The organism is Algoriphagus sp. AK58 (assembly GCF_014324365.1).
Taxonomy (GTDB): Bacteria; Bacteroidota; Bacteroidia; order Cytophagales; family Cyclobacteriaceae; genus Algoriphagus.
In genome coordinates, this window is record NZ_QEIG01000001.1 from 1 (window position 1) to 23,730 (window position 23,730).

The following is a 23,730-nucleotide window of genomic DNA, read 5'->3' on the forward strand; positions in this document are numbered from 1 at the left end:
CTAGACGCAAGAAGCAAGACACAAGACATAAGATAAAAAGACTTAAGAGAGAGTTAGATAAGGAGATATACTGCGGGATCGGAATAGGATTCCTTTCATACTTTCTAGTGATTGTTTTGATTGATTAAATATCCAAGTCCTTAGTCCTGAAATACCGATAGATCCACAGCCCCAAAATCGGACCGATAGCCAAAAGGCCCAAGTAAACCTTGGCAGAAAGAAAATCTGAAAGAAATCTAGCCACTTGAATACTTCCTATGGTAAGCCCAAATCCCAAGCAATTGACCAGAGTCAACGCAGTTCCTCTATGTTCGGGCCTGACGCTTTGGGCTACCAAGGTGGAAAATTGAGGAGAGTCAGCCGTGACCAACATCCCCCAAATCAACAGAAAAGGAAATACAAGCCCGGTAGGAATTTCCGGTGCCATCAGCAGTACCAATCCACAGATTCCGGAACCCATCAGGCTGAAAAGGGCTACTTTTTCGCTTCCTTTTTTGCCTGAAATGATTCCCCCAAACCCACAGGAAATACCTCCTGAGGCAATAATCAGGAAAGTCCAAAGGGATTGGGTAGTACCTGTGAGGTTTCCTTTTTCCAAAAACAGGATTAAGGCCGGTAAAAATGCCCAAAACGTGTACAGCTCCCACATGTGACCGAAATATCCCCCAGCCGCACCTTTCAACGCCTTGTTTTGGGTAAAAGAGGGGAGAAGAGAGAGGTCAAACTTAGGATTGATTTTGCGAAAAGGCCCATCGGGAATGCCAAAGCCAACCAAAGCTCCGCTTCCTATAGCCAATCCGGATGTGGCCAACAGGAGCATTTTCCAGGAAATGGATACTTCAAATGCTTTTAGGAAAAAAGGAAAGGCAGTTCCCAGAACCAAGGCACCTACCAGAAATCCAAGGGCGGAGCCCAAGCCTTTCTCAAAATAGTCGGAGGCGATTTTCATTCCGACAGGATAAATACCCGCCAAAAAGAATCCGGTCAGAAACCTGCTGCCGATCACCAAACCCAACTGCAAGGGAAAAAGGAGTAAGACTAGATTGCAGGCAGCGGCTAGGATAGCGCTGAAAAAGAAAACATCCGAAGGGGAAAAACGATCTGGGATGGAAAAGAAGGCGTATAGGAAGGTCCCTGCCACAAAACCCAGCTGGACCATGGAGGTAATCAGCGGGACAAGATCTTTTTCTCCCAGGATGAGTTCCAACTCGGGGGCAGCTGCATTTCCGGCAAACCAAAGCGAAGTGCCCAGAAATTGAGCGATCACGATCAATATCAGGGCACTTCGAGAGGAAATTGATTTTGCCATCAGGCTTTTAGAATCGATTCGATTTCTGACAATTCCGTACTGCTAAAGCTGCTGTTTTTCACCGCGGCCACGTTGTCATCCAATTGTTCCGGTTTAGAAACCCCAATCAGAACAGAGGTGATTCTTGGGTCTTTGAGTAGCCAAGCGATGGCCATTTGGGCCAGGGTCTGACCTCTTTGGAGGGCAATTTGGTTCAGGGCCTGGATTTTGGAGAGTTTTTCAGGAGCGATTTGCTCAGGCTTCAGGTATCGCCCGTCTTTGGCCGCTCGGGAGTCGGCAGGGATTCCTTTGAGGTATTTGTCAGTGAGCAGGCCTTGTTCCAAAGGAGAGAAAGCGATACTTCCGATTCCTTTCTCACCCAAGACATCCATCAGGCCGTTTTCTACCCAACGGTCCATCATGCTGTAGCGTGGCTGATGAATCAGCAAAGGCACTCCCATTTCCTTTAGGATTTGGTGAGCTTTTGCGGTGTCTTCCGCAGAATATTGGGATATGCCTACATAGAGCGCTTTTCCTTGTCGATGAAGTTGAGCCAAGGCTCCCATGGTTTCTTCCAAAGGAGTGTTAGGATCAGGGCGATGGTGGTAGAAAATATCCACGTAATCAAGTCCCATTCGCTTGAGACTTTGGTCGCAGCTGGCGATGAGGTATTTCCTGGAACCGAAATTTCCATAGGGTCCGGGCCACATATCCCAGCCGGCTTTGGAGGAAATCAGGAGTTCGTCACGATAGGGCAAAAAGTCCTTTTTCAGGATTCTGCCAAAGTTCTCCTCAGCCGATCCGAACGGCGGGCCATAGTTGTTGGCTAGGTCAAAGTGGCAAATGCCCAGGTCAAAAGCTCGTCTGAGGATTTTTCTCCCCAGTGTAAAATCTGCATTATGACCGAAGTTGTGCCAAAGTCCCAAGCTGATTTCAGGAAGTTGAAGGCCACTTTTTCCACAATAGCGATACTTCATCTGATCGTATCGGTCAGCAGCCGGAAAATAGGGTAAAAGAGGGTTGTGATCGTTGATATGCATAGGTAAACAGGGTTGGTGATTAGGGCTTAGCCAAACCAGAGGATGCCCAGGAGAGTGACTCCCAAAGCAAACGTGAGGAGGAAAAGCCAACTCTTCCAAATGTAGGAAATCCAATCTTTAAAGCTAATGCCGGATGCGGCAATGATCGCCATCATTCCACCATTGGTAGGGGTGACCATGTCCATCAAGGCGGCTGGAAACTGATAGGCCAGCACCGCGACCTGCCTGCTGATCTGCATTAGGTCCATCAAAGGAGCGGTCAAAGGCATGGTTAATACCGCCTGACCGGAGGTGCTGGGAACAGGAATATGGATCAGGGCCTGACTGATAAACATGCCAGCAACTCCCAAAGCATCGGGCAGGGATTCCAGAGGAGCAAAAAGACCTTGGATGATGGGATCAATCACTGCCCCTTTCTCCAAAATCAGATAAATGCTTCTGGCCAAACCCACAATAATCCCTGCAAAAATCATCTCTCCGAATCCCTGCACATAGGTTCGGGCTGTTCCATTTACGCCCATTCCTGCGATCAATCCACAACTGATCCCAATCACAAAAAACAGGGCTGACATTTCATTGTAGCCCCAGTCCAGCTCTGTGATTCCATAGGCCATGACCCCGATTCCCCCAAAGGAAATCAGTAAAATCAAGCCAAAACGGCCCGAAATAGGACTGGGAATAAACTCTTGAGCAGCCTCATCACTTGAGGGTTTGACGCCCGTGAGCCGGTGGTAGGTAATCCAACCCAGTAGAATGATCAGCCAAAAGGCACCCCGAAATGCCGCCCCGCTGAAAGGTTCTACCTCGGCTACTTTTTGGGCAAGCAAAGCGACAAAGGGATTGATCGGAGAAAATGCCGCTCCAACCAAGGAGCTTCCGAGTGTAATGGCGATAATGGACCGGAGATCGTATCGGAGTTTGGACGCTAAAATGACAAAAACAGGAACCATGGGGATGATCTCCTCCTGCATGGAAATGGCAGCTCCACCCAAGGCAAAAACCAGTCCCAAGAGGTAAAACAACAGGGCTTTGGAATTTCTGAACCGGTAAATCAGGGCTTCAATTCCTGCCTGAAGAGCTCCGGTTTTTTCTACGATAAAGAATGCTCCCCCAATGAACAAGATCAGCACCATGATCTCTGCACCCGCAATGACTCCCTCCGGGATCGCCAAAAAGAGATCTGCAAGGCCAGGTTTTGCCTGTTCAACGGCTTTAAAACTCCCCGGTACCACCAATTCCCTGCCGGTTTCCTCATCCAAAATCCGGTCAAACTTTCCGGCAGGTATGAGATAACTGGCCACTCCGGCCAAAAAGATAAAAATCAATAAAATGACGAGTGGATGGGGAAAGGATAGTTTCATGGGTTCGAAATTAAAACTGAAATCACAGCTTCGGCAATTTTTACCCGATGATCCTTCACATCTCTGGCGTTGGTGAGTAAGAAAATTCCCTTATCCAGTTCTTTTGAAAAGAAGAACAATCCATTGTATCCTCCTTGCTCCCCAAAATGGCCCAAGAAAGAAAAACCAGACAAATCCAATTGCTGAAATCCTGCGGGCTTGCCATTACCTCCTGAAAGATGGTCTAAATGCCTGTGGATAAATCCCATTTCCCAGCGGCTAAAGTGAATCATGGCATTTCCCAGATCCACACCGGTACTGATCAATCCTGAAGATGGAGAGGGGAATCGCTCAAATCTCGTCTTTTTTTCCTCCAGCCTTTTCCAGATAAACGTGGGTTGGTAGGCTTTCAGATCCGTGTGTTCCATGGGATCAGGAGACGTGTTGAAGCCTGAAGAATTCATTCCTGAAGGAATCAGGATAAGTTCTTCAGCCAATTGATCAAAGGATTGGCCGGAATGACTCTCCAAAACATATCCCAACAGGTCATAATTGAGGTCCGAATACTGCGTCTCTTTAGCCTTGCTTTTCGATTTTGGCAGCTGGGAGGGAAGTTTGACAAGTTTTCGGTTTTCCTCATGGATAAAAAGTTGTTCCAGTCTTCTGGGATCTTTTAGCCCGGAAGAATGATTCAAAAGATCCAAAATGGAAATCGAATCAAACGTGGGTCCCAGTTTTTTGGGTTGGGGTAAAAGCTCATTGACAGTTGACTCAAGAGGAATTCCGGCTGCTTTGAAATAGGCAGAAGCGGTCAATGCCGTTGCCAGCTTTGAGATAGATCCCACTGGGAAGGGAGTGTTGACTTTCAGGGAATCCTTGGATTCCAAGTCTGAAAAGCCGGCACTTTTCAGGTAAACCAGCTTTTCGTTTTCAACCAGCCCAATCAGAATGCCGGGAAGCCGGTATTCCATGAGGCTTTGGTAGATTATGGAATCTATTCTTTCTGTTTTGGTTTTAGGAAAAGAAAGGTGAGTCCACCTGATGCTGGGATAGCTCTTCCACCATTCCCAGCTCAGGAAAAGCAGAAACCAGAAGACCAGTCCGATAAGGAGATATTTGATTTTCTGGTTCATGCGCAGGATTAGGGGGCAGATTCTACCAAAGGAGTTGCTTTTGCTTTTGGGAGTTTGGAAACATAATCTTTTGGTAATTCCCTTTTTAGGCTTTTCACAAACAAATGAAAATCCACGGTGATGGTATGTCTTGGCGTATTCACCTGCTTGTAGTGCGGATGGGTGACTTCCCGCTCGCACAATTCTTCGATGTTCTTTGGCCGCTTCCACTTTCCGATCAGCTCCTGAGCCATCAGTTTGCTCTGCAATTCCGCACCGGGCCAAATGCATCCCAGGGGCTGAAACATCCCGATAAAGTATAGGTTGGTGATTTTTGGATGGAACATTTTCAGGTACAGGGGCACCGGACCGGAAGAGTAATCAATGAAGTCCTTGTCGAAAAAAGGATGACTCAGCCAATAGCCTGTGCAGGCAATGATGGAATCGAATTCCTCCTCTTTTCCGTCTTCGAATACTACTTTCTTTCCATCAAAGCGTTTGATGTCCAGTCTTGGCTTGACTTTTCCATGACGGATTTTGTGCAAGAGTTCATCGTTGATGGTGGGGTGGGTGGCACCAAAAGGCTCTGTAATGGGTCGGAGTCCATAGGCTTTATTGTCCCCAAGCATCACCTTCAATAAAAGCTGATTGAAAAATCCCCTTACCTTGACAGGAAGCCATTTGGATTGTTCTGCTACTTTGTCAGATGGTTTTCCAAAGAAAAACTTGGGAACGATCCGATAACCTCTTCTCCAGGAAATGGCAGTGGAGGCGGAAACACGGCTGGTTTCCACGGCCACATCACAGGCGGAATTCCCTCCTCCGATCACCAACACCCGCTTTCCTGCAAAAGGAGCAGCTTTTTTGAAATGGTGAGAGTGGAGAAATTCTCCGGTAAACTCTCCTGGATATTCAGGGTACCTCGGTTTCCAATGATGCCCGTTGGCTACCACCAAGTGGGTGAATTTTTCGGTGTTCTCTTCGCCGTTCTTTTCGGTAGTGATTTCCCAAGTGAGTTCGTCCACCCACTTACAGTGCTTGACCATCGTCCCAAACCTGATGTAAGGATAGAGGTTGAATTTTCGGGCATAAGCCTGAAAGTAAGTTCTCAATACCTCATGGGAAGGATAGTCTGCCGTCTCGGGATCAAACTCATCAAAGGTAAAATCCTCGTATTGGGAGAGTGTCTTGGAGGAAATGATATGTGTGGTTTCAAAAACGCTGGAATGACTTTCGTTTTCAGAATAAATCCAGTTTCCGCCCACCTCTTCGTTGCGGTCAAAGGCCACTGCATCCAATCCTTGGTCGAGTAGATTTTTGAGGGCAGTGATTCCGGAGGGACCTGCACCGATCACCGCGATTTTGTACTTCATTACTGATTTTGGGTTTATGAGTAAGTAGGGGCTGCTGATTCTTGGTTTTTCGGGAATTAATCTAGGACAAAAAATCGACTTTTGCCTTCTAGTCCGCTCATCCTTCTTGGTTTGAATCTATAATCCGAGCTGGGTCAGAATCAATTCGGTGAATTTTTCCATTCCCACTGTCGCTTTTTCCTGAATAACCTGGATTTCTTTTCCGAGGTACTTGTCGGGTTTGACAGGATCGATCAAAAACTTTGGAGCTCCCGTGGGTACATAATCTATCAAACTGGCTGCCGGATAGACTTGCAGGGAGGTCCCCAATACCAAAAAGAAATCAGCCGACTTGGCCAGATTGATTGCAGGAATCATCATCGGTACCGCCTCTCCAAACCATACGATGAAGGGTCTGAGTTGACTTCCTTTTTCGCATTTGTCACCTTCTTTGATTTCCCAATGCTCCAGGTGATAGACCAGTTGGGGATCGAGGGTGCTTTGGGCTTTGTTGAGTTCGCCATGAAGGTGAAGGACTTTGGTGGAGCCGGCACGCTCATGCAGGTCATCCACGTTTTGAGTGATGATCTCGACGTCAAGGTACCGTTCCAGCCGGGCTAGGGCTAAGTGAGCGGCATTCGGCTGGCATTCCCGGGCTTGTTTTCTCCGTTGGTTATAGAATTCCAAGACCAAGGCGCGGTTTTTTCTCCAGCCTTCGGGTGAGGCAACCTCCATCACGTTGTGGTTTTCCCAGAGGCCATTGGAATCACGGAAGGTGCGAATGCCGCTTTCCGCCGATACGCCGGCACCGGTGAGGACGACTAGTTTTTCTCGGGACATGGGTAGAGATTTAAAATGGAATTTAGGATAAAATTGGAGCAATGAGCAAAAAAGGATTTGGCTAAAGCCATAGGACAATCTAACAATATCATATTTCCCCCAGCTAAAGCTGGAGGCAATTCAAGGATTGGGAAATAAATCTATGAATAGGAATGTGGCTTTAGCCCATTCAATTGATGAATAAAAAATCCCTTGGGCTTTAGCCCAAAAAACAAAACCGGCCCTTCTCAGGTTCGGTTTGGGATTACGTTTTACTTGGAAGGGAACTTCCTTTTTACTTGCCGTTGTCGAGTTGAGCTTTGTTGATTTTGAGGGTTTCCGCATAGATCAACTGCTCAGCTTTTTTACTCTTAGGGATTTTGAAGTGGTTTGTACCAATATTGAATAAAATCAACTAACGACTAGTAACTATCGGTGTTACACGGATTTCTTCAAAGAATTTGAAAGGCAAAATGTACTTTCCTCCTTGCTTTCGCAGTTCAATCCAATACTGAAGACCAAAAGTCAGTTTAAAAAAGCAGTTTGATTGGTTAAGATTACTTTTACACTCGCTAGTGATGCTATTCAAAAAATGGCTATTTTTCAATTTTTTATTTTGAAAAAATAAAAATGTGAAGTAAAAAATTTTAATTTTATTAAAATTTTAAAATATTTTATCAAAAACAAATCCCAAACCACCATGAAGAAAACCAATTTGAGTATCATTTTAGTCTTAGCCGCGATTACGGCTTGGTCTTGTAAGCCTTCCTTCAATGCCGAACTCCATCAGCAAATCGCAGAAGAGCATGCTGCAATGGAGGCCGCCCATCAGTCTATGGAAGAAAGTCACGCCACTCTCGAGGCGGAACATGAATCTTGGGTAACCCAGCATGCAGCTTTACCGGAGACTGATTCCCTTCACGTAGAACTGGAAGCTAAGCATCAACAGCTAATCGAGTCCCATAAGGCACTCTTGGCCCAGCATGAGGAAATCATCAAGAAGCATGGGGAACTCGAAAAGAAGCATGAACTCGGAGAAATGACGGATGAAGAAGTCAATGCAGAGCATGAAGCTATGAAAACCGAGCACGATCAATTGATGGCTGACCACGAGAAAATGGAAAAAGAGCATGCAGAATTGAAGATGGATCACGAAAAAATGCTCGCTGAGCATGGCCCCAAAAATCCTTAAATGATTGCTTGAGTTTAAGGAGTAGAAAATGACGCTGGTAATCCCGCGTCATTTTTTTTTCTTATCCGCTTTGTTGCAGGTAGTTCAACATGTCCAGGATTCGGCGAGGTGTTTCTATGTAAATTTGGTAACCGGCAGAATTGCAGGTAATCGAAATTTTTTAGGGTGATCCTTGACTCCATCAACGACGACCTGACTTAAAATATAATTTATGATTGTCCGCAATTGCACCACCAGCCAAATACTCTTTGATTAATGGGTCGGATGCTTTGAACTTCCCGACTCTCGTCGTTAAGGTGCTTAGCACAGGCGACCGATGACCGAAGGATTCCAGATTTCAGCCTTTTCGAGAAATTTCTTAAGCTAGCTAAGCCTTCTGGTAAAAAAGCGGATTTACGGGATACAATAAAACCGACCCTTTTCAGGATCGGTTTAGGGTTATTTTTTCTTGGCAGGGAATTTCCCTTTTTTCTTGCCGTTGTCGGGTTGAGCTTCGATGATTTCGACGGTTTCCGTATAGGTCAACTGCTCAGCTTCTTTACCCTTCGGGATTTTGAAGTTATTTTTCCCAAACTTGATGTAAGGTCCCCATCGGCCGTTGAGGATTTGTATCTCAGGATTCTCGTCAAAGGTTTTGATATGCTTGTTGGCATCTGCCTCACGCTTGGCTTGGATCAGTTCGATCGCCTCTGCTTCGGTGATCGCCAGTGGGTCTTGGCCTTTTTGGAGAGAATAGAAAGCATTGTCGTGACGGATGTATGGGCCGAAGCGACCTACAGCAGCGGTCATTTTTTTGTCCTCAAAGAAGCCCACTTCTCGGGGAAGTTTGAAAAGCTCCAAGGCATCTTCCATGGTCACGTTTTCGATAAACTGCCCTTTTTTCAAGCTGGCAAACTGCTTGTCCTCGTCTTCATTTTCCCCGATTTGCACCAAAGGTCCAAATCTGCCCAGACGGGCATATACATTTTTGCCTGAGGTAGGATGCTGACCAATTAGTCTGCTGGAGTTTACTTCCTGACGGGAGACTTGCTCGGTCTCTTCCACGCTGTGGTGGAACTTTCCATAAAAGGCATCGATCATATCCTGCCAATCCTGGCCTCCGGCCGCTATCTCGTCAAATTCCTTTTCCACCTTAGCGGTGAAGTGGAAATCGATTACATTGGGGAAGTGTTCCACCAGGAAATCATTGACTACCATGGCCATGTTGGTTGGGAAAAGCTTATTCTTTTCAGCCCCGGTATTTTCCGTTTTCTGGGCTTCTTTGAATTTCCCTCCTGAAATAGTCATTTCCACATAGTTTCTGGAAGTTCCTTCCCTGGATTCCTTCACTACGTAATCTCGCTTTTGGATGGTAGAGATGGTAGGCGCGTAGGTGGAAGGTCGGCCAATCCCCAATTCTTCCAATTTTTTCACCAGAGAAGCTTCGGTATATCTGGGAGCTGGTCGGGTAAAGGTTTCTTTTCCTTTCATCTCTCTCAAGGACAGGGCCTGTCCAATCGAAAGTGGAGGCAAAAGGGACTTGTTGCCTTCCTCGTCGTCTTCCGGTTCGTCGTCAGTATCCTCAAGGTATACTTTGAGGAAGCCATCAAACTTGATGATTTCTCCAGTGGCTACCAGATGCTGAGGAGAATTGGAGATGTCGATGGTGATGGTGGTGCGCTCCAGTTCGGCATCAGCCATCTGAGAGGCGATGGCCCGCTTCCAGATCAGTTCATACAGTCTTTGCTCATTGCGGTCACCGCTTACCTGGCTTTTGGAAAAGTCAGTAGGGCGGATGGCTTCGTGGGCTTCCTGGGCACTTTCGCTTTTGGTAGAATATTGTCTGGACTTGTGGTATTGAGGTCCAAATGAGTTTTCGATGGCATTTTTTGCGGCAGCCAAGGCGTCCTGAGACAAGTTGGTGCTATCTGTACGCATGTAGGTGATTTTACCTGCCTCATAGAGCTTCTGGGCTACCGACATGGTCTGAGCCACGGAGAAGTACAGCTTTCTGGAAGCTTCCTGCTGTAAGGTGGAGGTGGTAAAAGGTGCAGCAGGAGACTTTTTAGCTGGTTTCTTTTCTAGATTACCTACAGAAAAAGTCGCGTTAAGACAGTTCTTTAGGAATTCTTCTGCTTCTGCTTTGGTGTCAAACTTTTTGGGCAGTTCAGCCTGAAAGCTTTTTCCATCCACTTCGAAGATGGCGGTGATACGGAAGGAAGACTTGGCTTTGTGGGCTTCGATTTCCCGTTCTCTTTCTACTATAAGCCTTACCGCCACGGACTGCACACGTCCGGCAGAAAGACCGGTTTTGATTTTTTTCCAAAGGATAGGAGAAAGTTCAAATCCCACCAATCGGTCCAGAATTCGCCTGGCCTGCTGTGCATTCACCAAATCGTAGTCAATGCCTCTGGGATTTTCAATGGCCTTAGTGATGGCATTTTTGGTGATTTCCCTAAAGACGATGCGCTTGGTATGTTGATCATCCAGCTTCAATACTTCTTTCAAATGCCAGGAAATAGCCTCCCCCTCGCGGTCATCGTCACTTGCGAGATAGACCGTTTCGGCATCTTTTACCAAGGATTTTAGGTTTTTGATGACTTCCTTTTTGTCAGGAGTCACCTCGTAGGTCGGTTTGAAGCGGTTTTTGATATCTATCGCTTTATCGCCTTTGGGTAAGTCCCGCACGTGGCCGTAGCTGGAGACTACTTTGTAATCCTTGCCCAGGTAACCTTCGATGGTTTTGGCCTTGGCAGGGGATTCGACGATGACAAGATTTTTAGACATAAAAGAAGAAGTTGGTGACCTCTGAGGCCATTCTTGAAGGGCTAAAAATAGAGGGCATTGTTTTCTCCTCCAAATAATAAAAAAATCCAATGTGGAGGTTTGGTTTGATTTTTGGATTGTTAAACTTGGATTTTTGGAAAAATCGATATCGAAATGAAGCAGTTAATTCTTTTAAGGCATGGGGAAGCAGGTTTTTCAGATGGAGTGGATTTCCAACGACAGCTCACTGCTAGGGGAAAAGATCAATTAAATAAATTGGGAAATACCCTTGAAGAGCGGGGCCTTGAAATAGACTTGATGTATTGTTCGGCTGCTACCCGTACCCGGGAGACTGCCCAAATCATCAAATCCCATATTTCTATTGCAGAGGAGATCTATGAAAAGGAGATCTATTCTGCGCATTTGGAGACATTGATAAAGCTGATCGAAAACACGCCGAAAGTGGTCTCCACCTGTTTGCTGATCGGACATAATCCCACCATCAGTTTGTTGCTTTCTCACCTCACTTCAGGCAATTACATCGGCCTCCAACCCGGAATGATGGCTATCCTGGATTTGGAATTATCTGAATGGTACATGATCGGGATGAATACAGCCACCCTGAAGGAAATCCTTCAGTAAGAATCAGTGGATCTCCCGATGTACCTCAGCCTCGGTGTATCTCGGAGTTGCTCCTTTTTTGGTGGCCACGAATCCACCGAGCTTGCAGGCGAAGTCTAGAATTTCTTCCGGACTTTTTTCTTCCAGATACATCTTGATAAAACCGCTTAAAAACGCGTCTCCTGCTCCGATGGAATCCTGGAACTTCACTTGATATCCGGGATGCTCAATGATTTTTCCCTTTTGATAGATTACAGCACCCTTTGCCCCTCGGGTGATGCAGATGATCTCCATGGGGAAATGAGTGTCTAGGAAGCTGCAAAGACTCTCTACGGTAGGTTCGGTTTTAAAATAGTCAGCAAAAATCTCCAACTCGTCTTCGTTGATTTTGAGGATATCTGCATACCCGAGAAGTGTCTCGATCACCTCAAAATCATAAAACGGAGGTCTGAGGTTGGCATCAAAAATCCGCAAAGTGGGATGGTGAAGGAGCTTAAGCAAGGTTTTTAGGCTTTCCGGGTTTCTGACTCCCAAGGTGCCAAAAACAAAAGCATCGGCTTCTTCTACAGCCAGATCAAGGTCTTCCGACCATTCGATAAAATCCCATGCGACAGGAGATACGATGGTGTACTTGATGTTTTCGGGATCCGAGGTGTCCACCAGAACCTTGGAGGTTTCTTGATCCGCTTTGGTTTGAATCAGATCAAGGGGCAGGTTAAATTCCTGGAGGAAATCAAGGAGTTTTCTTCCGTCTTCATCGGCTCCTACCGCGGAAATAAGCCTGGAATTCAATCCCAGTTGGTGCAGATTCAAAGCCACATTCATAGGGGCGCCACCAGCCACCGGGCCGGTAGGAAGGCAGTCCCAAAGCATTTCACCGAAGATGACGACGTGATCTCGCATATTAGTTATGTAAATCTTTTTGAATTTCTTCCAGAGACCGGCCTTTGGTCTCCGGCATTTTAAACATTACCCAAAGCAACTGCCAGACCATCATCAGGCAGAAAAAGGCGAAAATGTAGCCCGGTCCGAAATTGTTGGCAAAGAACGGAAAGACGTTGGCGATCACCGCTGCCAAAATCCAGTGGGTAAAGGAACCCAAAGATTGACCCGAAGCCCGTAGCTCATTGGGGAACATTTCAGATATAAATACCCAAATCACCGAGCCTTGGCCAACTGCATGGGAAGCGATGAATCCAAAGACGAAAATGGGCAGCCAAAAGGCCGGAATTCCCGGTCCGAGGAAATTGTACGCCATCAGGCTGAGGGAGATGATATAGCCAAAGGAACCGATGTACATCAGTTTTTTTCTTCCCAGTCGATCAATCAGATAGAGGCCAAAAAAGGTGGCAAAAAGATTGATCAAACCGATTCCGATCGTAGAGATTAAGGCGTTTTCAGTAGAGATTCCTGCCATTTCGAAGATTCTAGGAGCGAAATAGATGATCGCATTGATCCCTGAAACCTGGTTGAAAAAGGCAATCATCACGGCCAGCATGGTGCTGGAAAAAAATCGTGAACTGAAAAGAGTGCCAAAGCCCGCCTTTTGCTTCATGCTCTTCTCTTCTTCAATCGCCAGTCGGATCGCTTCATCTACTCCATCCGGGTCGGTTCGGGTGAGGATTTCCCTGGCTTTGGTCAGATGGTTGAATTTGGCGATCAACCAGCGTGGACTTTCCGGAATACTGAAGATCATCACACTGTAGATTAATGCCGGTATCGCTTCTACCCCCAGCATCCAGCGCCAGTCTTCTGGGAGTTGGGCTGTGCCGATGAGATAGTTTGACACATAAGCCATCACAATACCAAACACGATATTGAACTGGTAAAGGGCAACCAAAAGTCCACGGTTTTTGGCAGGAGCGATCTCTGAGATATACATCGGAGCTACCACTGAAGAAGCACCTACTCCCAATCCACCCAAAAATCGGAAGAACGTGAAGGAGGTGACGTCCCAAGCGATACCAGAACCTAATGCTGAAATGAAGTAGAATAAACCGATCCAAAGTAAGCTTTTCTTTCTCCCAAATCGATCTGCCGGTATCCCTCCAAACAGAGCACCGATCACCGTACCATACAGCGCTGAGGCAATCGCCATTCCATGCGTCCAATCGCTTAGCTCCCAGACTTCCTGTATTGCTCGCTCGGCACCGGAAATGACCGCGGTGTCAAAGCCAAATAAAAAGCCGCCTAACGCGGCTGTGATCGAGACAAAAAAGGCGTAGTTTTTCGAAGACATGGAGGTGCTTGAGGGTTTAATGCTTACTAAACTAAGGAGAAGGTTTTTATTTCAAAACAGAGCCAACCATTTCCAAGCCATCAAAAGTGGAATCAATCGATTTCCTTGCTGAAAAATTTTATCAGTAACCAAATAAAATTCTGTTTTTCCATGTTCGGAAAATTCCGCTCGGGTGAAAATCCTTATATTCGCAGGCGCAGAAACCAAACCATTTTGTGTCAAATTTGTACCCTATACCGAATACAAACCCAAGGTCATGACTTTACCAACTGAGATTTACAAACCCAAAAACCACATCCGGATCGTGACCGCCGCCTCGCTTTTTGACGGACATGATGCGGCGATCAATATCATGAGAAGAATTATCCAGTCCACGGGCTGTGAAGTGATTCACCTCGGTCACAATCGCTCGGTTCAGGAAATCGTTGAATGTGCCATTCAAGAAGATGTGCAGGCCATAGCGATTACTTCCTACCAAGGCGGTCATGTGGAGTTTTTCAAATACATGTATGACTTGCTCAAAGAAAAGGGAGCGGGACATATCAAAATTTTTGGCGGGGGAGGGGGAACCATCCTTCCGGATGAAATCAAAGAATTGCATGGGTACGGGATTACCCGAATCTATTCTCCGGACGACGGACGAGCGATGGGCTTGCAGGGAATGATCAATGACCTGGTTTCTGCCTGTGATTTTCCGGTAGGAGATCAAGTGTCCGCTGATTTTGTCTTGGATAAAAGTGAAAAAGGAAGCGTAGCTAGAGCCATCTCTGCTTTTGAAAATTTCCCTGAGCAGTCGGCTTCGCTTTTGGAGAAAATCAGAAAAGCCAGCCAAAGCAGCAAGACGCCTGTGTTGGGCATCACCGGAACAGGTGGAGCGGGTAAATCTTCCTTGGTGGATGAATTGGTGAGAAGATTCATCATCGATTTTGAGGATAAAAACCTCGCCATCATCTCTGTCGATCCTTCCAAAAGAAAAACAGGGGGAGCACTTTTGGGAGACCGAATTCGTATGAATTCCATCAATCATCCTCGTGTATTCATGCGTTCCTTGGCTACCCGTCAGTCCAATTTGGCCCTTTCCAAATACGTGCAGGATGCGGTAGATACGGTGAAAGCAGCTGGATTTGACTTGGTGATTTTGGAAACTTCCGGTATCGGTCAGTCCGATACGGAGATTATCGAGCATTCGGATATTTCGCTTTATGTCATGACTCCAGAGTATGGTGCGGCTTCGCAATTGGAGAAAATCGACATGCTGGACTTTGCCGATGTGATCGCGCTGAACAAGTTTGACAAGCGTGGGGCGCTTGATGCGATTCGTGATGTCAAGAAACAATACAAGCGCAATCACAACCTATGGGACATTGCCGATGAGGATATTCCGGTGTTTGGTACCATCGCTTCTCAGTTTAATGACCCGGGAATGAATCAGCTGTACCGAGCGATCATCGGCAAGGTCAATGAGAAATTCTCCGGATTGGAAAGTTCATTTGAACTTACCGCCGGTACTTCGGAGAAAATCTATATCATTCCGCCTGCCCGTACCCGCTACCTCAGCGAGATCACGGAAGTCAACCGCAACTATGACAAGTGGGTGGAGGAGCAGAAGGAAATCGCCCAGCAACTCTACTCCATAAAGAAATCAATCGAGGCAATCCGGGCTACGAAAGTGGCGGACAAGGATCGCTTGATCAAGGAACTTCAAGAGGTATATGCGCAAGTTGAGCTAAACCTCGACCCGAAAAACAAGAAGTGGCTGGAAGAATGGCCGTCTGAAGCAGCTCGTTATTCAGATGATTTTTATGTATTCAAAGTCCGTGACAAGGAACTGAAAGTAAAAACCTACAGCACCTCCTTAGCCAATTCCCGAATTCCAAAAGTAGCCCTTCCGAAGTATGAAGCTTGGGGAGAATTGCTGAAATGGGGCTTAAGGGAAAATGTGCCCGGACAATTCCCTTACACTTCTGGAGTATTTCCATTTAAGCGAGAAGGGGAAGATCCTACCCGAATGTTTGCAGGAGAGGGTGGGCCGGAGCGAACCAACAAGCGCTTCCATTACGTGTCCAAGGCCATGCCGGCAAAGCGACTTTCTACCGCTTTTGACTCAGTGACCCTGTATGGAGAAGATCCCGATTACCGTCCGGATATCTATGGTAAAATCGGTAACTCAGGCGTAAACGTCTGCTGTCTGGATGATGCGAAAAAGCTGTATTCAGGATTCAACCTGGTCGATCCGATGACCTCTGTGTCCATGACGATCAATGGGCCTGCAGCTACGATGACGGCCTTCTTCATGAATGCGGCCATCGATCAGCAGTGTGAGGTGTACATCAAAGCCAATGGTTTGGAAGGGGAAGTCGAAGCTAAAATCGAAGCTATTTATAAAGAAAAAGGTCTTCCAAGACCGAGATACAATGCTCCGATTCCAGAAGGTAATGACGGGTTGGGCTTGATGCTTCTCGGTGTGACCGGAGATCAGGTTCTACCAAAAGAGGTGTATGAAAAGATCAAAGCGGACACGATCTCCAAAGTAAGAGGAACAGTTCAGGCAGATATTCTCAAAGAAGATCAGGCACAGAACACCTGTATTTTCTCCACGGAGTTTTCGCTTCGGTTGATGGGAGATGTGCAGCAGTATTTTATTGAGAACAAAGTCAGAAACTTCTATTCGGTTTCTATTTCCGGTTACCATATCGCCGAGGCGGGTGCCAATCCGATCACGCAGTTGGCCTTGACGCTTTCCAACGGATTTACTTACGTGGAATACTACGTGTCCCGAGGAATGAACATCAATGACTTTGCGCCAAACCTTTCCTTCTTCTTTTCCAATGGTATCGATCCTGAGTATTCGGTCATCGGCCGTGTGGCAAGGAGAGTTTGGGCTAAGGCGATGAAGTTGAAATACGGAGGGAACGAGCGTTCTCAAATGCTCAAGTACCATATCCAGACATCCGGCAGATCCCTGCATGCACAGGAAATAGACTTCAACGATATCCGTACCACGCTTCAGGCCCTGTATGCGATCTACGACAACTGTAATTCTCTTCACACCAATGCTTACGATGAGGCGATCACCACGCCTACGGAAGCATCGGTTCGTCGGGCGATGGCCATCCAGTTGATCATCAACAAGGAGTTGGGCTTAGCGAAAAACGAGAATCCGCTTCAGGGTTCCTTCATTATCGAGGAGTTGACCGACTTGGTGGAAGAAGCGGTCTATGCAGAATTCGATCGAATCACCGAGCGAGGCGGTGTGCTGGGTGCGATGGAGACCATGTATCAGCGTGGTAAAATCCAGGAGGAAAGTCTTCACTACGAGATGCTCAAGCATACCGGGGAGTATCCGATCATTGGGGTGAATACCTTCCTTTCCAGCGAAGGCTCACCGACAATCATTCCGGGAGAAGTAATCCGAGCCACGGTGGAGGAAAAAGAAGCGCAAATCGCCACCTTGAGGAACCTTCATCAGGTATATGCAGGTTTGGAAAAAGATCAACTGTTGTCTTTGCAAAAGGCTGCGATCCACAATGAAAATGTCTTCGAGCGACTGATGGAAGCGGCGAAATACTGTTCTCTGGGGCAGATTACTCATGCCTTGTATGAGGTAGGAGGACAGTATCGAAGGAATATGTGAGGTAGTTGGAAGAGGGGAGACGGGAGATCGAAGAAGAGAGCTTAGAACCAAGAAGCTAGACTTTAGATGCAAGATGTTTGACAAAAGAAACTAGGCACTTGGTGCTCGAAATAATAATGAGTCAAGTATGAGTGCTGCTTCTGGAGAAGCAGCACAACCAAGAGCTTGAAGAAGGGAAACTTAAGGTGTGAGATTTCGGAATTCGGATATTTGATTTCGGATGTATTGAATTTCAAGTCTCACGTAATTTGAAATAGGTTATTCCTAAATAAAAAAAGTAATGTCGGAGTTTAATCTTGGAGTAAAAGTTTCGAGTTTCAAAAAAAATCCGAAATCCGAAATCAAAATTCCGACATCCAAAATTTCGTAAATCGTAAATCCACATGGCTAACAAACGCAATGTTACCGTCCGCATGAAGGCGGATTTAGAATATGAGTCCCGCAATCCGCAGGGCAACTTGGTCAATATCGATATGTATGATCCTGAGCATAAGCATGCACAGTCCCCAATGGATTTGTTGCTTTCTGCGCTGGGTGGATGTGCTTCCGTGGATGCCGTGCTCATGATGAAGAAAAAGCGAAGAGAGATCGTGGATTTTTTTGTGGAGGTAGAGGGCATTCGAAATGACGGTGTACCAGCGTTTTATACCGATATCGAATTGAAGTTTGTCTTGGTTTCCCCCAATGCCACGGAGGAAGAGTTTGCCAAGGTGGTAGCACTTTCTGTGGAGAAATACTGCTCTGTGGCCTCTTCCCTGAAGTCCAATATCACCTTTAAATCTGAAGTCCGCAGACCGGAATGAGAGTAGTCAAAGAACTGGTTCGGGAGGAAATACGGGTGAGTATTTTCTCCTGGAACAACAAATACCTTATCAAGTACGAGCTGGGGCCCATGGAGCAGACCTTCAAGCTCAGCGAACTGGATGTCTTGGACGAAGCGGAGTTAGATGCCTTTTTGGAAGGTGGATTTTTTGAGGAAGTCAAAAATCGTTTTCAGGAAATGGGTCTTTCCTTTCGGAGACAGGTGGAAAATTTATAATTTCCTAAAAGCTTTCGAATTCATGTCTCTTTTTAGATTCTTTATCCTTTCGGTCCTTATTTTCATTCTTTTTGGCTGCCAGAAGAATAGGGAAGTCCAAGTCGAGGAAAATCTCGCCAAGCTGAAGGGCATCATTGAGAACCTGGAGACTCAGGGGCAGCAAATGAGCAGCGATTTGGACCAAGTGGCTCATTATTATCAGGCCCTGATTGAAAAGAAGGATTCTATCCTGAGAAACCCGGGACCATTCAAATACACGATGGATGGACCTTTTTCTGTGAATCTTCCAGAAGAAGATTCCACTCTGAGCTCAATCATCATTCTCAATACGACCAAGGATCGAAAAAAAGCGGAAGAGGAAGTACTTCTGACCAATTCTCTGGACAGCGTCTTTGCCTCTTTTTTTAGAAAAAATCCAATGGCAGTTCAGATTTATTCCAATTCTGCCCTTCAGGTAAGTAGGGTTTATCCAGCCTATGACACCAAAAACATCGTCGATCCCAATATTGATGTCACCACTTTTAATTTTTACTATGAGGCAGACCGTGAGCGAAATCCTTCCAAAGGACTGGTTTGGATACCGGATGCTTACGTAGACCCTGCTGGTAAGGGTTGGATTCTCTCTCTTGTCCATCCCGTCTATGATGGGGAGGAGCTGTTTGCAGTTTTGGGAGTGGATTTTACGGTTTCGGATGTCATTCACAATTACCTCGAATCAGTGCAGGGAAACTTTGTATTGGTCAACTCGAAAGGAGACATTGTGGCCGGGAAAGGGGAGGCCATAGAAGCACTGAGCATGCCTCCGCTCAAAAATCATGTCTATCGAGAGACTATTCAATCGGACAATTTCCGGATTTCAGATTTTAACCTGTTCCAAAGCAAAAGTCCGGAGGTAAGAAAAATGGCTCAGACATTTTTACTGGAAAGAAGAAATCAATTCAACTTTAAGGAAGAAGCCAACTTAAAATCAGCGCTTTGTCTTTCATTTCAAGGAATCGACTGGTATCTTATTGAATTATTCCCCAATTATTAATGACCAAAAAGTTTTTTGACAGCTCCAACTTTGGCTTGACCACAATAGTGGGTGCGGTGTTGGTCGTATTGGTGGTTTCCATCGGATTCAGTTTTTTCAACGCTATCTACAATTCCCAGCTTGCGGCTCGAAAAGAATTTTTGAATAAGCAAACCGAACTGGCAGCCAGAGGGCTGGAGTTTGAGCTCAACAGATTCGAGGAAGATTCCAAGTCATTATTATCCTACCTTGAAAATTCAAATCGGGGAGATACCAAATTCCAAAATAGTCTTGGGATAGAAGCCAGAAGGTCCTTTACCTCGTTTCCAAGGTTGATTGATTCTCTTTGGGTAGGTTGGAAAGATACCGTATTGATGTTTACACTTACCTCCAGAAATGACTTTCTGACGAAGAGCTTGACTTCTTTTCCGGTAAAAAACGGCACTAGGTATTTGTCTTTGGAAAGTAAATCCGGGATTAAACTTCTCTATTCACTGGATTTGACTCGATTTGCCAAAGAGTATGCCTCCAATTTTTATCAGACTCCGGGAGGGAGTAAATATCTGTTTACCGAGTCTAGGCTGATTGATATAGGACCATCCTCTTCTGAGAAAATCAAAACCCTCTCAGGACCTCAAACCAGGATCATTGAAAGTGATATCAAGCTTGGTTTAAAAGGCTTCTATGAAATAATCTGGGAGGATGACGAGCAAGTGGTTAAGGGGATTCTGGCCCAATATCCTTTTGCTTATTGGAATAAAGGTCATTTTGCTTCTCTGGTTTTTACTTCACCTATAGATAGTATTACCTCTGGTATATATAGTACCTATTTTTTTCTGTTCATTGCAGTGATTTTTTTGCTGGTTGGCACTATTGGCTTTTTCATCATCTCTATCAAAAGCAGTCTTGAGATCTCCAAAGCCAGGGAAGACAACCTCCGTGAGGTTTCCGAACTTTTCGAACAGCAAAATCTCCTTCTTAAAGAACTTCGAGGTTTTGTTTTTTTTCATAATTACAAAGGAGAAATACAAAGGGTCAGTGATGAGGTGGAGGATGTATTGGGTCATCCCAAGGCAAGTTTTGTCATGGCATTTAAGGAGGGATCAAAGCATCCAGCGGCTATTGCAGTCAAAGAGGAAGTTAGCTCAGCCATCCAAGAGCGAAGGGATTTTGTGGATTTGGAATACGATGTGATTAAAGGAAATGGCGATAAAATAAGGGTCAGAGTTTTCGAAAAACTGATTTATGATGAATCAGGACGATTCAACGGAGGGATGGGGATCTGTACAGACATCTCACAGCAATACCAGTCGAAGATGAAAATCGTAGACAGTGAAAACCGTCTCAGAACGTTGATCAATAACCTTCCCGATGTAATTTTTATTTATGACAATTCCGGTAAAGTTTTGGATTTCCATATCCAGGGAAGAGAAAACCTATTGGAACCTTCCAGATTGACACTGGGTAGAAAACTGGAGGAATTTGTGCCAATAGATCAAAAAGAACGCATTTTGGGAGCTTTTGACAAGGCGAGGAAAACCGGGAAAATACAAACGATTGATGTAGTTTGGAAGGATTCTCCAGAGGGAGTTAAGCATTATGAGATGCGGTTTTTTCCTTTGGATCAAAGTAATATGATTTCCATTTCGAAGGACATCACAAGTCAGAAAATTTGGGAGAAGGGGCTTGTGGAGGCGATGAATTCTGCTGATCAGGCCAGTCGCGCCAAGTCCGAGTTTTTGGCCAATATGAGTCATGAAATCCGAACGCCTATGAACGGTCTGTTGGGTATCATTGACCTGTTGGAAGGAACCAATCTCAATAAGATTCAGAAACAATACGTGGAGATTATCAAAAATTCGGGTAACTCCCTTCTTTCGATTATCAAAGACATCTTGGACTATTCCAAGATTGAGGCAGGAAAAATTGAGATTCAGGTTTCCGTGTTTTCCCCGGTGGAGGAAATTAAAAACCAGGTAGAGATCCTGACCGGAATTGCTAAGAAGAAACAAATCAACCTGGTTTTGGACTACGGTCATCAACCGGAGCTCTTGGTGGAAGGAGATAAGGAAAAAATCAATCAGGTTTTGCTGAATCTCATTGGAAATGCACTCAAGTTTACTCCGGAAAAAGGTAAAGTGAGTATCCTTATGGAGGCAGAGATCATTGATGAGCAGTTGGTGTCTCTTGCTTATAGGATTGAGGATACCGGTATTGGAATCTCTCCGGAGCATATCGCCCACTTGACTGACCCGTTTTATCAGGTGGAAAGCTCCAATTCCAGATCTTATCAAGGCACAGGCCTTGGTTTGGCAATTGCCAAAAAGATCATCGAGCTCCTTGGGGGAGAGCTTTCGGTAGAAAGTGAACCCGGACAAGGTTCTGTTTTCAGCTTTTCAGTCTTGGTTAAAAAGGCAGATGAATCCATCAGAAAATCCAAAGATCAGGAACTCACCTGGAAGGATATCAAAGAAATGGGAACGGAGTTTCCACTGCGAATTTTATTGGCAGAAGACAATGAACTCAATCTCCAGTTGATGACACTGATGTTTCAGCAGTTAGGATTCGAGTTTGAAATCGCCAAAAATGGCCAAGAAGCGCTCGAAATGGTTAAATCTCAGGATTTTGATGTGGTGTTGATGGATGTGCAAATGCCGGTCATGAACGGGCTGGAGGCCACTCAGGAGATCAGAAAACTGGAAAACAGAAAAGGTTTGATCATCATAGGCCTTTCTGCGAATGTTTTTGAAGAAGACCAAAAGAAAGCCTTAGAAATCGGTATGGACGATTACCTCACCAAACCCATCCGTCTGGCGGTTTTGGCAGATAAACTCGAGTTTTATTTTAGAAAGGTAAGGCATCTGAAATAGAACAGAAATCAAGATGACCTTAAATCAAAAGAGCCCCATTAGTTTGGGGCTCTTTAAGTTTAAATGGTAGTGTTGAGATCAAAAGCCTCCAGGTAATCAGCCACTCGACGCACAAACATTCCGCCCAAAGAACCATCGACCACTCTGTGGTCATAGGAATGGGACAAAAACATCTTGTGGCGAATCGCAATGACATCACCGGTTGGGGTTTCGACTACAGCCGGTTTTTTCACTATAGCGCCTACAGCCATAATCGCCACCTGTGGCTGAGGAATAATTGGAGTACCCATGACATTCCCAAAGGACCCGACATTCGATACGGTGTAAGTACCTCCGGCAAGGTCATCTGCGGTAAGCTTGTTGTTTCTGGCTCGGTTGGCTAGATCATTGACTTTTTTAGAAATGCCCACCAAATTAAGCTGATCCGCATTTTTGATGATGGGAACAATCAGGTTTCCTGAAGGAAGGGCTACGGCCATTCCTATGTTGATGTCTTTCTTTTTGATGATACGGTCACCGTCCACAGAAATATTGATCATCGGGAAATCCCGGATCGCCTTCGCTACCGCATCGATGAAGAAAGGCGTATAGGTGATTCCTTCCCCATATTTTGCCTTGTAAGCGTCCTTGTTTTTCTCTCTCCAGAGGACAATGTTGGTCATATCTGCTTCCACGAACGAAGTCACATGCGGAGAAATCCGCTTGGAATCTACCATTCGCTGGGCGATCATTTTGCGCATACGGTCCATCTCGATGATTTCATCGGTAGCCGAAATGCTGATTGATACTTTTGGTTCTGCAATCGATGGGGCAGGTGCCACAGAAGCAGCCTTGGCAGGTGCAGGTACGGATTTATTTTTCAAATAATCCATCATGTCCTGCTTGGTCACTCTTCCCTCTTTTCCTGTTCCGGGGATTTTGGAAAGCTCCGAAGCGGAAATACCCTCTTCTTTCGCGATACTTTTTACCAATGGAGAATAAAATCTGCCGTCTTCTCCGGGAGTTTCATCCAGGACTTCAGGCTCAGTTAAAAGAGTGGATGTGTTGGCAGGCGCTGCAGCAATAAGTTCTTCCTTGGCTGATTCGATCACCGCTTTGGATTGGGAAGGAGCAGTGGAGGATTCTCCGGAAGTTTCGATGATTGCAATAGGTGCGCCTACTGCCACCACATCGCCTTCCTTGGCCAAAATCTTTTTCAGGATCCCACCGTGAGTAGCAGGTACCTCAGTATCCACCTTATCCGTAGCCACTTCCAGAACTGATTCATCCTGCTCAATTGCGTCTCCTTCTTTTTTCAGCCAGGTAAGGATGGTGCCTTCTATGATACTTTCGCCCATTTTGGGCATCAGCATTTCTACACTTGCCATATCGGTTGAGGTAATTTAATTGGGTTTATATTCAACTTTTAAAATTAAATTTTATTGAAC

General features: G+C 45.7%; 17 protein-coding genes. 7 read left to right on the forward strand and 10 right to left on the reverse strand.

All coding sequences use genetic code 11. The features are described from left to right. Positions 1-124: 124 nt before the first annotated feature. The 6 genes from DDT91_RS00005 to DDT91_RS00030 all read right to left on the reverse strand — a co-directional run bounded on the left by DDT91_RS00005 (position 125) and on the right by DDT91_RS00030 (position 6,972). Positions 125-1,309, reverse strand: coding sequence for an MFS transporter (locus tag DDT91_RS00005; protein ID WP_187174067.1), 1,185 nt, complete (start codon positions 1,307-1,309; stop codon positions 125-127). After that, the gene (gene mgrA, locus DDT91_RS00010; protein WP_187174068.1) at positions 1,309-2,328 is read right to left on the reverse strand and encodes an L-glyceraldehyde 3-phosphate reductase; all 1,020 of its coding nucleotides are present in this window, start codon (positions 2,326-2,328) and stop codon (positions 1,309-1,311) included. The genes DDT91_RS00005 and mgrA overlap by 1 nt, the downstream gene beginning before the upstream one ends. Positions 2,329-2,354: 26 nt before the next feature. Beyond that, positions 2,355-3,689 carry a YfcC family protein gene (locus tag DDT91_RS00015; protein ID WP_187174069.1) on the reverse strand — a complete coding sequence of 445 codons (1,335 nt, stop codon included), beginning with the start codon at positions 3,687-3,689 and terminating at the stop codon, positions 2,355-2,357. Next, positions 3,686-4,801, reverse strand: a complete 1,116-nt coding sequence (locus tag DDT91_RS00020; protein ID WP_187174070.1) for a serine hydrolase — start codon at positions 4,799-4,801, stop codon at positions 3,686-3,688. Before DDT91_RS00020 ends, DDT91_RS00015 begins: the two co-directional genes overlap by 4 nt. Before the next feature lie 8 nt (positions 4,802-4,809). Next, entirely contained in the window at positions 4,810-6,153 is a 1,344-nt protein-coding gene (locus DDT91_RS00025) for an NAD(P)/FAD-dependent oxidoreductase (RefSeq protein ID WP_187174071.1), read from the reverse strand. 117 nt (positions 6,154-6,270) lie between these two features. Next, positions 6,271-6,972, reverse strand: coding sequence for an NAD-dependent deacylase (locus tag DDT91_RS00030; RefSeq protein ID WP_187174072.1), 702 nt, complete (start codon positions 6,970-6,972; stop codon positions 6,271-6,273). Between the two features lie 679 nt (positions 6,973-7,651). On the opposite strand from DDT91_RS00030, the gene DDT91_RS00035 reads away from it, so the two are divergent. Continuing rightward, entirely contained in the window at positions 7,652-8,143 is a 492-nt protein-coding gene (locus DDT91_RS00035; RefSeq protein WP_187174073.1) for a hypothetical protein, read from the forward strand. Between the two features lie 438 nt (positions 8,144-8,581). Here DDT91_RS00035 and topA read toward each other — a convergent pair whose 3' ends face one another. After that, a complete protein-coding gene (gene topA, locus DDT91_RS00040; RefSeq protein WP_187174074.1) occupies positions 8,582-10,909 on the reverse strand; it encodes a type I DNA topoisomerase in 2,328 nt (775 codons plus the stop codon). A 153-nt stretch (positions 10,910-11,062) separates the two neighbouring features. Here topA and DDT91_RS00045 point away from each other — a divergent pair, with 153 nt between their 5' ends. Next, a complete protein-coding gene (locus DDT91_RS00045) occupies positions 11,063-11,530 on the forward strand; it encodes a histidine phosphatase family protein (RefSeq protein WP_187174075.1) in 468 nt (155 codons plus the stop codon). 3 nt (positions 11,531-11,533) lie between these two features. On the opposite strand, the gene DDT91_RS00050 is transcribed toward DDT91_RS00045, so the two are convergent. Next, positions 11,534-12,412: a carbohydrate kinase gene (locus DDT91_RS00050; RefSeq protein ID WP_187174076.1), complete on the reverse strand. Its 879-nt coding sequence runs from the start codon at positions 12,410-12,412 to the stop codon at positions 11,534-11,536. Between the two features lies 1 nt (position 12,413). Beyond that, complete coding sequence (locus DDT91_RS00055; protein WP_187174077.1) at positions 12,414-13,748, reverse strand: sugar porter family MFS transporter; 1,335 nt, start codon at positions 13,746-13,748, stop codon at positions 12,414-12,416. Between the two features lie 256 nt (positions 13,749-14,004). On the opposite strand from DDT91_RS00055, the gene DDT91_RS00060 reads away from it, so the two are divergent. The 5 genes from DDT91_RS00060 (at position 14,005) to DDT91_RS00080 (ending at position 22,303) form a co-directional block, all read left to right on the forward strand. Continuing rightward, positions 14,005-17,382, forward strand: coding sequence for a methylmalonyl-CoA mutase family protein (locus DDT91_RS00060; protein ID WP_187174261.1), 3,378 nt, complete (start codon positions 14,005-14,007; stop codon positions 17,380-17,382). Between the two features lie 383 nt (positions 17,383-17,765). Further along, positions 17,766-18,185: an OsmC family protein gene (locus DDT91_RS00065; protein ID WP_245943402.1), complete on the forward strand. Its 420-nt coding sequence runs from the start codon at positions 17,766-17,768 to the stop codon at positions 18,183-18,185. Beyond that, complete coding sequence (locus tag DDT91_RS00070) at positions 18,182-18,421, forward strand: hypothetical protein (protein WP_187174078.1); 240 nt, start codon at positions 18,182-18,184, stop codon at positions 18,419-18,421. Before DDT91_RS00065 ends, DDT91_RS00070 begins: the two co-directional genes overlap by 4 nt. A gap of 22 nt (positions 18,422-18,443) precedes the next feature. After that, entirely contained in the window at positions 18,444-19,454 is a 1,011-nt protein-coding gene (locus DDT91_RS00075) for a hypothetical protein (RefSeq protein WP_187174079.1), read from the forward strand. Next, positions 19,454-22,303, forward strand: coding sequence for a PAS domain-containing hybrid sensor histidine kinase/response regulator (locus DDT91_RS00080; protein ID WP_187174080.1), 2,850 nt, complete (start codon positions 19,454-19,456; stop codon positions 22,301-22,303). The genes DDT91_RS00075 and DDT91_RS00080 overlap by 1 nt, the downstream gene beginning before the upstream one ends. A 59-nt stretch (positions 22,304-22,362) precedes the next feature. Here DDT91_RS00080 and DDT91_RS00085 read toward each other — a convergent pair whose 3' ends face one another. Then, entirely contained in the window at positions 22,363-23,670 is a 1,308-nt protein-coding gene (locus tag DDT91_RS00085; protein ID WP_187174081.1) for a dihydrolipoamide acetyltransferase family protein, read from the reverse strand. Positions 23,671-23,730 lie beyond the last annotated feature (60 nt).

What these genes read in the sequence shown, in the direction of transcription:
- DDT91_RS00035 (WP_187174073.1), top strand. Translation starts at nt 7,652, where the DNA reads ATGAAGAAAACCAATTTGAGTATCATTTTAGTCTTAGCCGCGATTACG.
- mgrA (WP_187174068.1), bottom strand. Translation starts at nt 2,328, where the DNA reads ATGCATATCAACGATCACAACCCTCTTTTACCCTATTTTCCGGCTGCT.
- DDT91_RS00050 (WP_187174076.1), bottom strand. Translation starts at nt 12,412, where the DNA reads ATGCGAGATCACGTCGTCATCTTCGGTGAAATGCTTTGGGACTGCCTT.
- DDT91_RS00085 (WP_187174081.1), bottom strand. Translation starts at nt 23,670, where the DNA reads ATGGCAAGTGTAGAAATGCTGATGCCCAAAATGGGCGAAAGTATCATA.
- DDT91_RS00020 (WP_187174070.1), bottom strand. Translation starts at nt 4,801, where the DNA reads ATGAACCAGAAAATCAAATATCTCCTTATCGGACTGGTCTTCTGGTTT.
- DDT91_RS00005 (WP_187174067.1), bottom strand. Translation starts at nt 1,309, where the DNA reads ATGGCAAAATCAATTTCCTCTCGAAGTGCCCTGATATTGATCGTGATC.
- DDT91_RS00015 (WP_187174069.1), bottom strand. Translation starts at nt 3,689, where the DNA reads ATGAAACTATCCTTTCCCCATCCACTCGTCATTTTATTGATTTTTATC.
- DDT91_RS00075 (WP_187174079.1), top strand. Translation starts at nt 18,444, where the DNA reads ATGTCTCTTTTTAGATTCTTTATCCTTTCGGTCCTTATTTTCATTCTT.
- topA (WP_187174074.1), bottom strand. Translation starts at nt 10,909, where the DNA reads ATGTCTAAAAATCTTGTCATCGTCGAATCCCCTGCCAAGGCCAAAACC.
- DDT91_RS00030 (WP_187174072.1), bottom strand. Translation starts at nt 6,972, where the DNA reads ATGTCCCGAGAAAAACTAGTCGTCCTCACCGGTGCCGGCGTATCGGCG.
- DDT91_RS00070 (WP_187174078.1), top strand. Translation starts at nt 18,182, where the DNA reads ATGAGAGTAGTCAAAGAACTGGTTCGGGAGGAAATACGGGTGAGTATT.
- DDT91_RS00060 (WP_187174261.1), top strand. Translation starts at nt 14,005, where the DNA reads ATGACTTTACCAACTGAGATTTACAAACCCAAAAACCACATCCGGATC.
- DDT91_RS00065 (WP_245943402.1), top strand. Translation starts at nt 17,766, where the DNA reads ATGGCTAACAAACGCAATGTTACCGTCCGCATGAAGGCGGATTTAGAA.
- DDT91_RS00025 (WP_187174071.1), bottom strand. Translation starts at nt 6,153, where the DNA reads ATGAAGTACAAAATCGCGGTGATCGGTGCAGGTCCCTCCGGAATCACT.
- DDT91_RS00045 (WP_187174075.1), top strand. Translation starts at nt 11,063, where the DNA reads ATGAAGCAGTTAATTCTTTTAAGGCATGGGGAAGCAGGTTTTTCAGAT.
- DDT91_RS00080 (WP_187174080.1), top strand. Translation starts at nt 19,454, where the DNA reads ATGACCAAAAAGTTTTTTGACAGCTCCAACTTTGGCTTGACCACAATA.
- DDT91_RS00055 (WP_187174077.1), bottom strand. Translation starts at nt 13,748, where the DNA reads ATGTCTTCGAAAAACTACGCCTTTTTTGTCTCGATCACAGCCGCGTTA.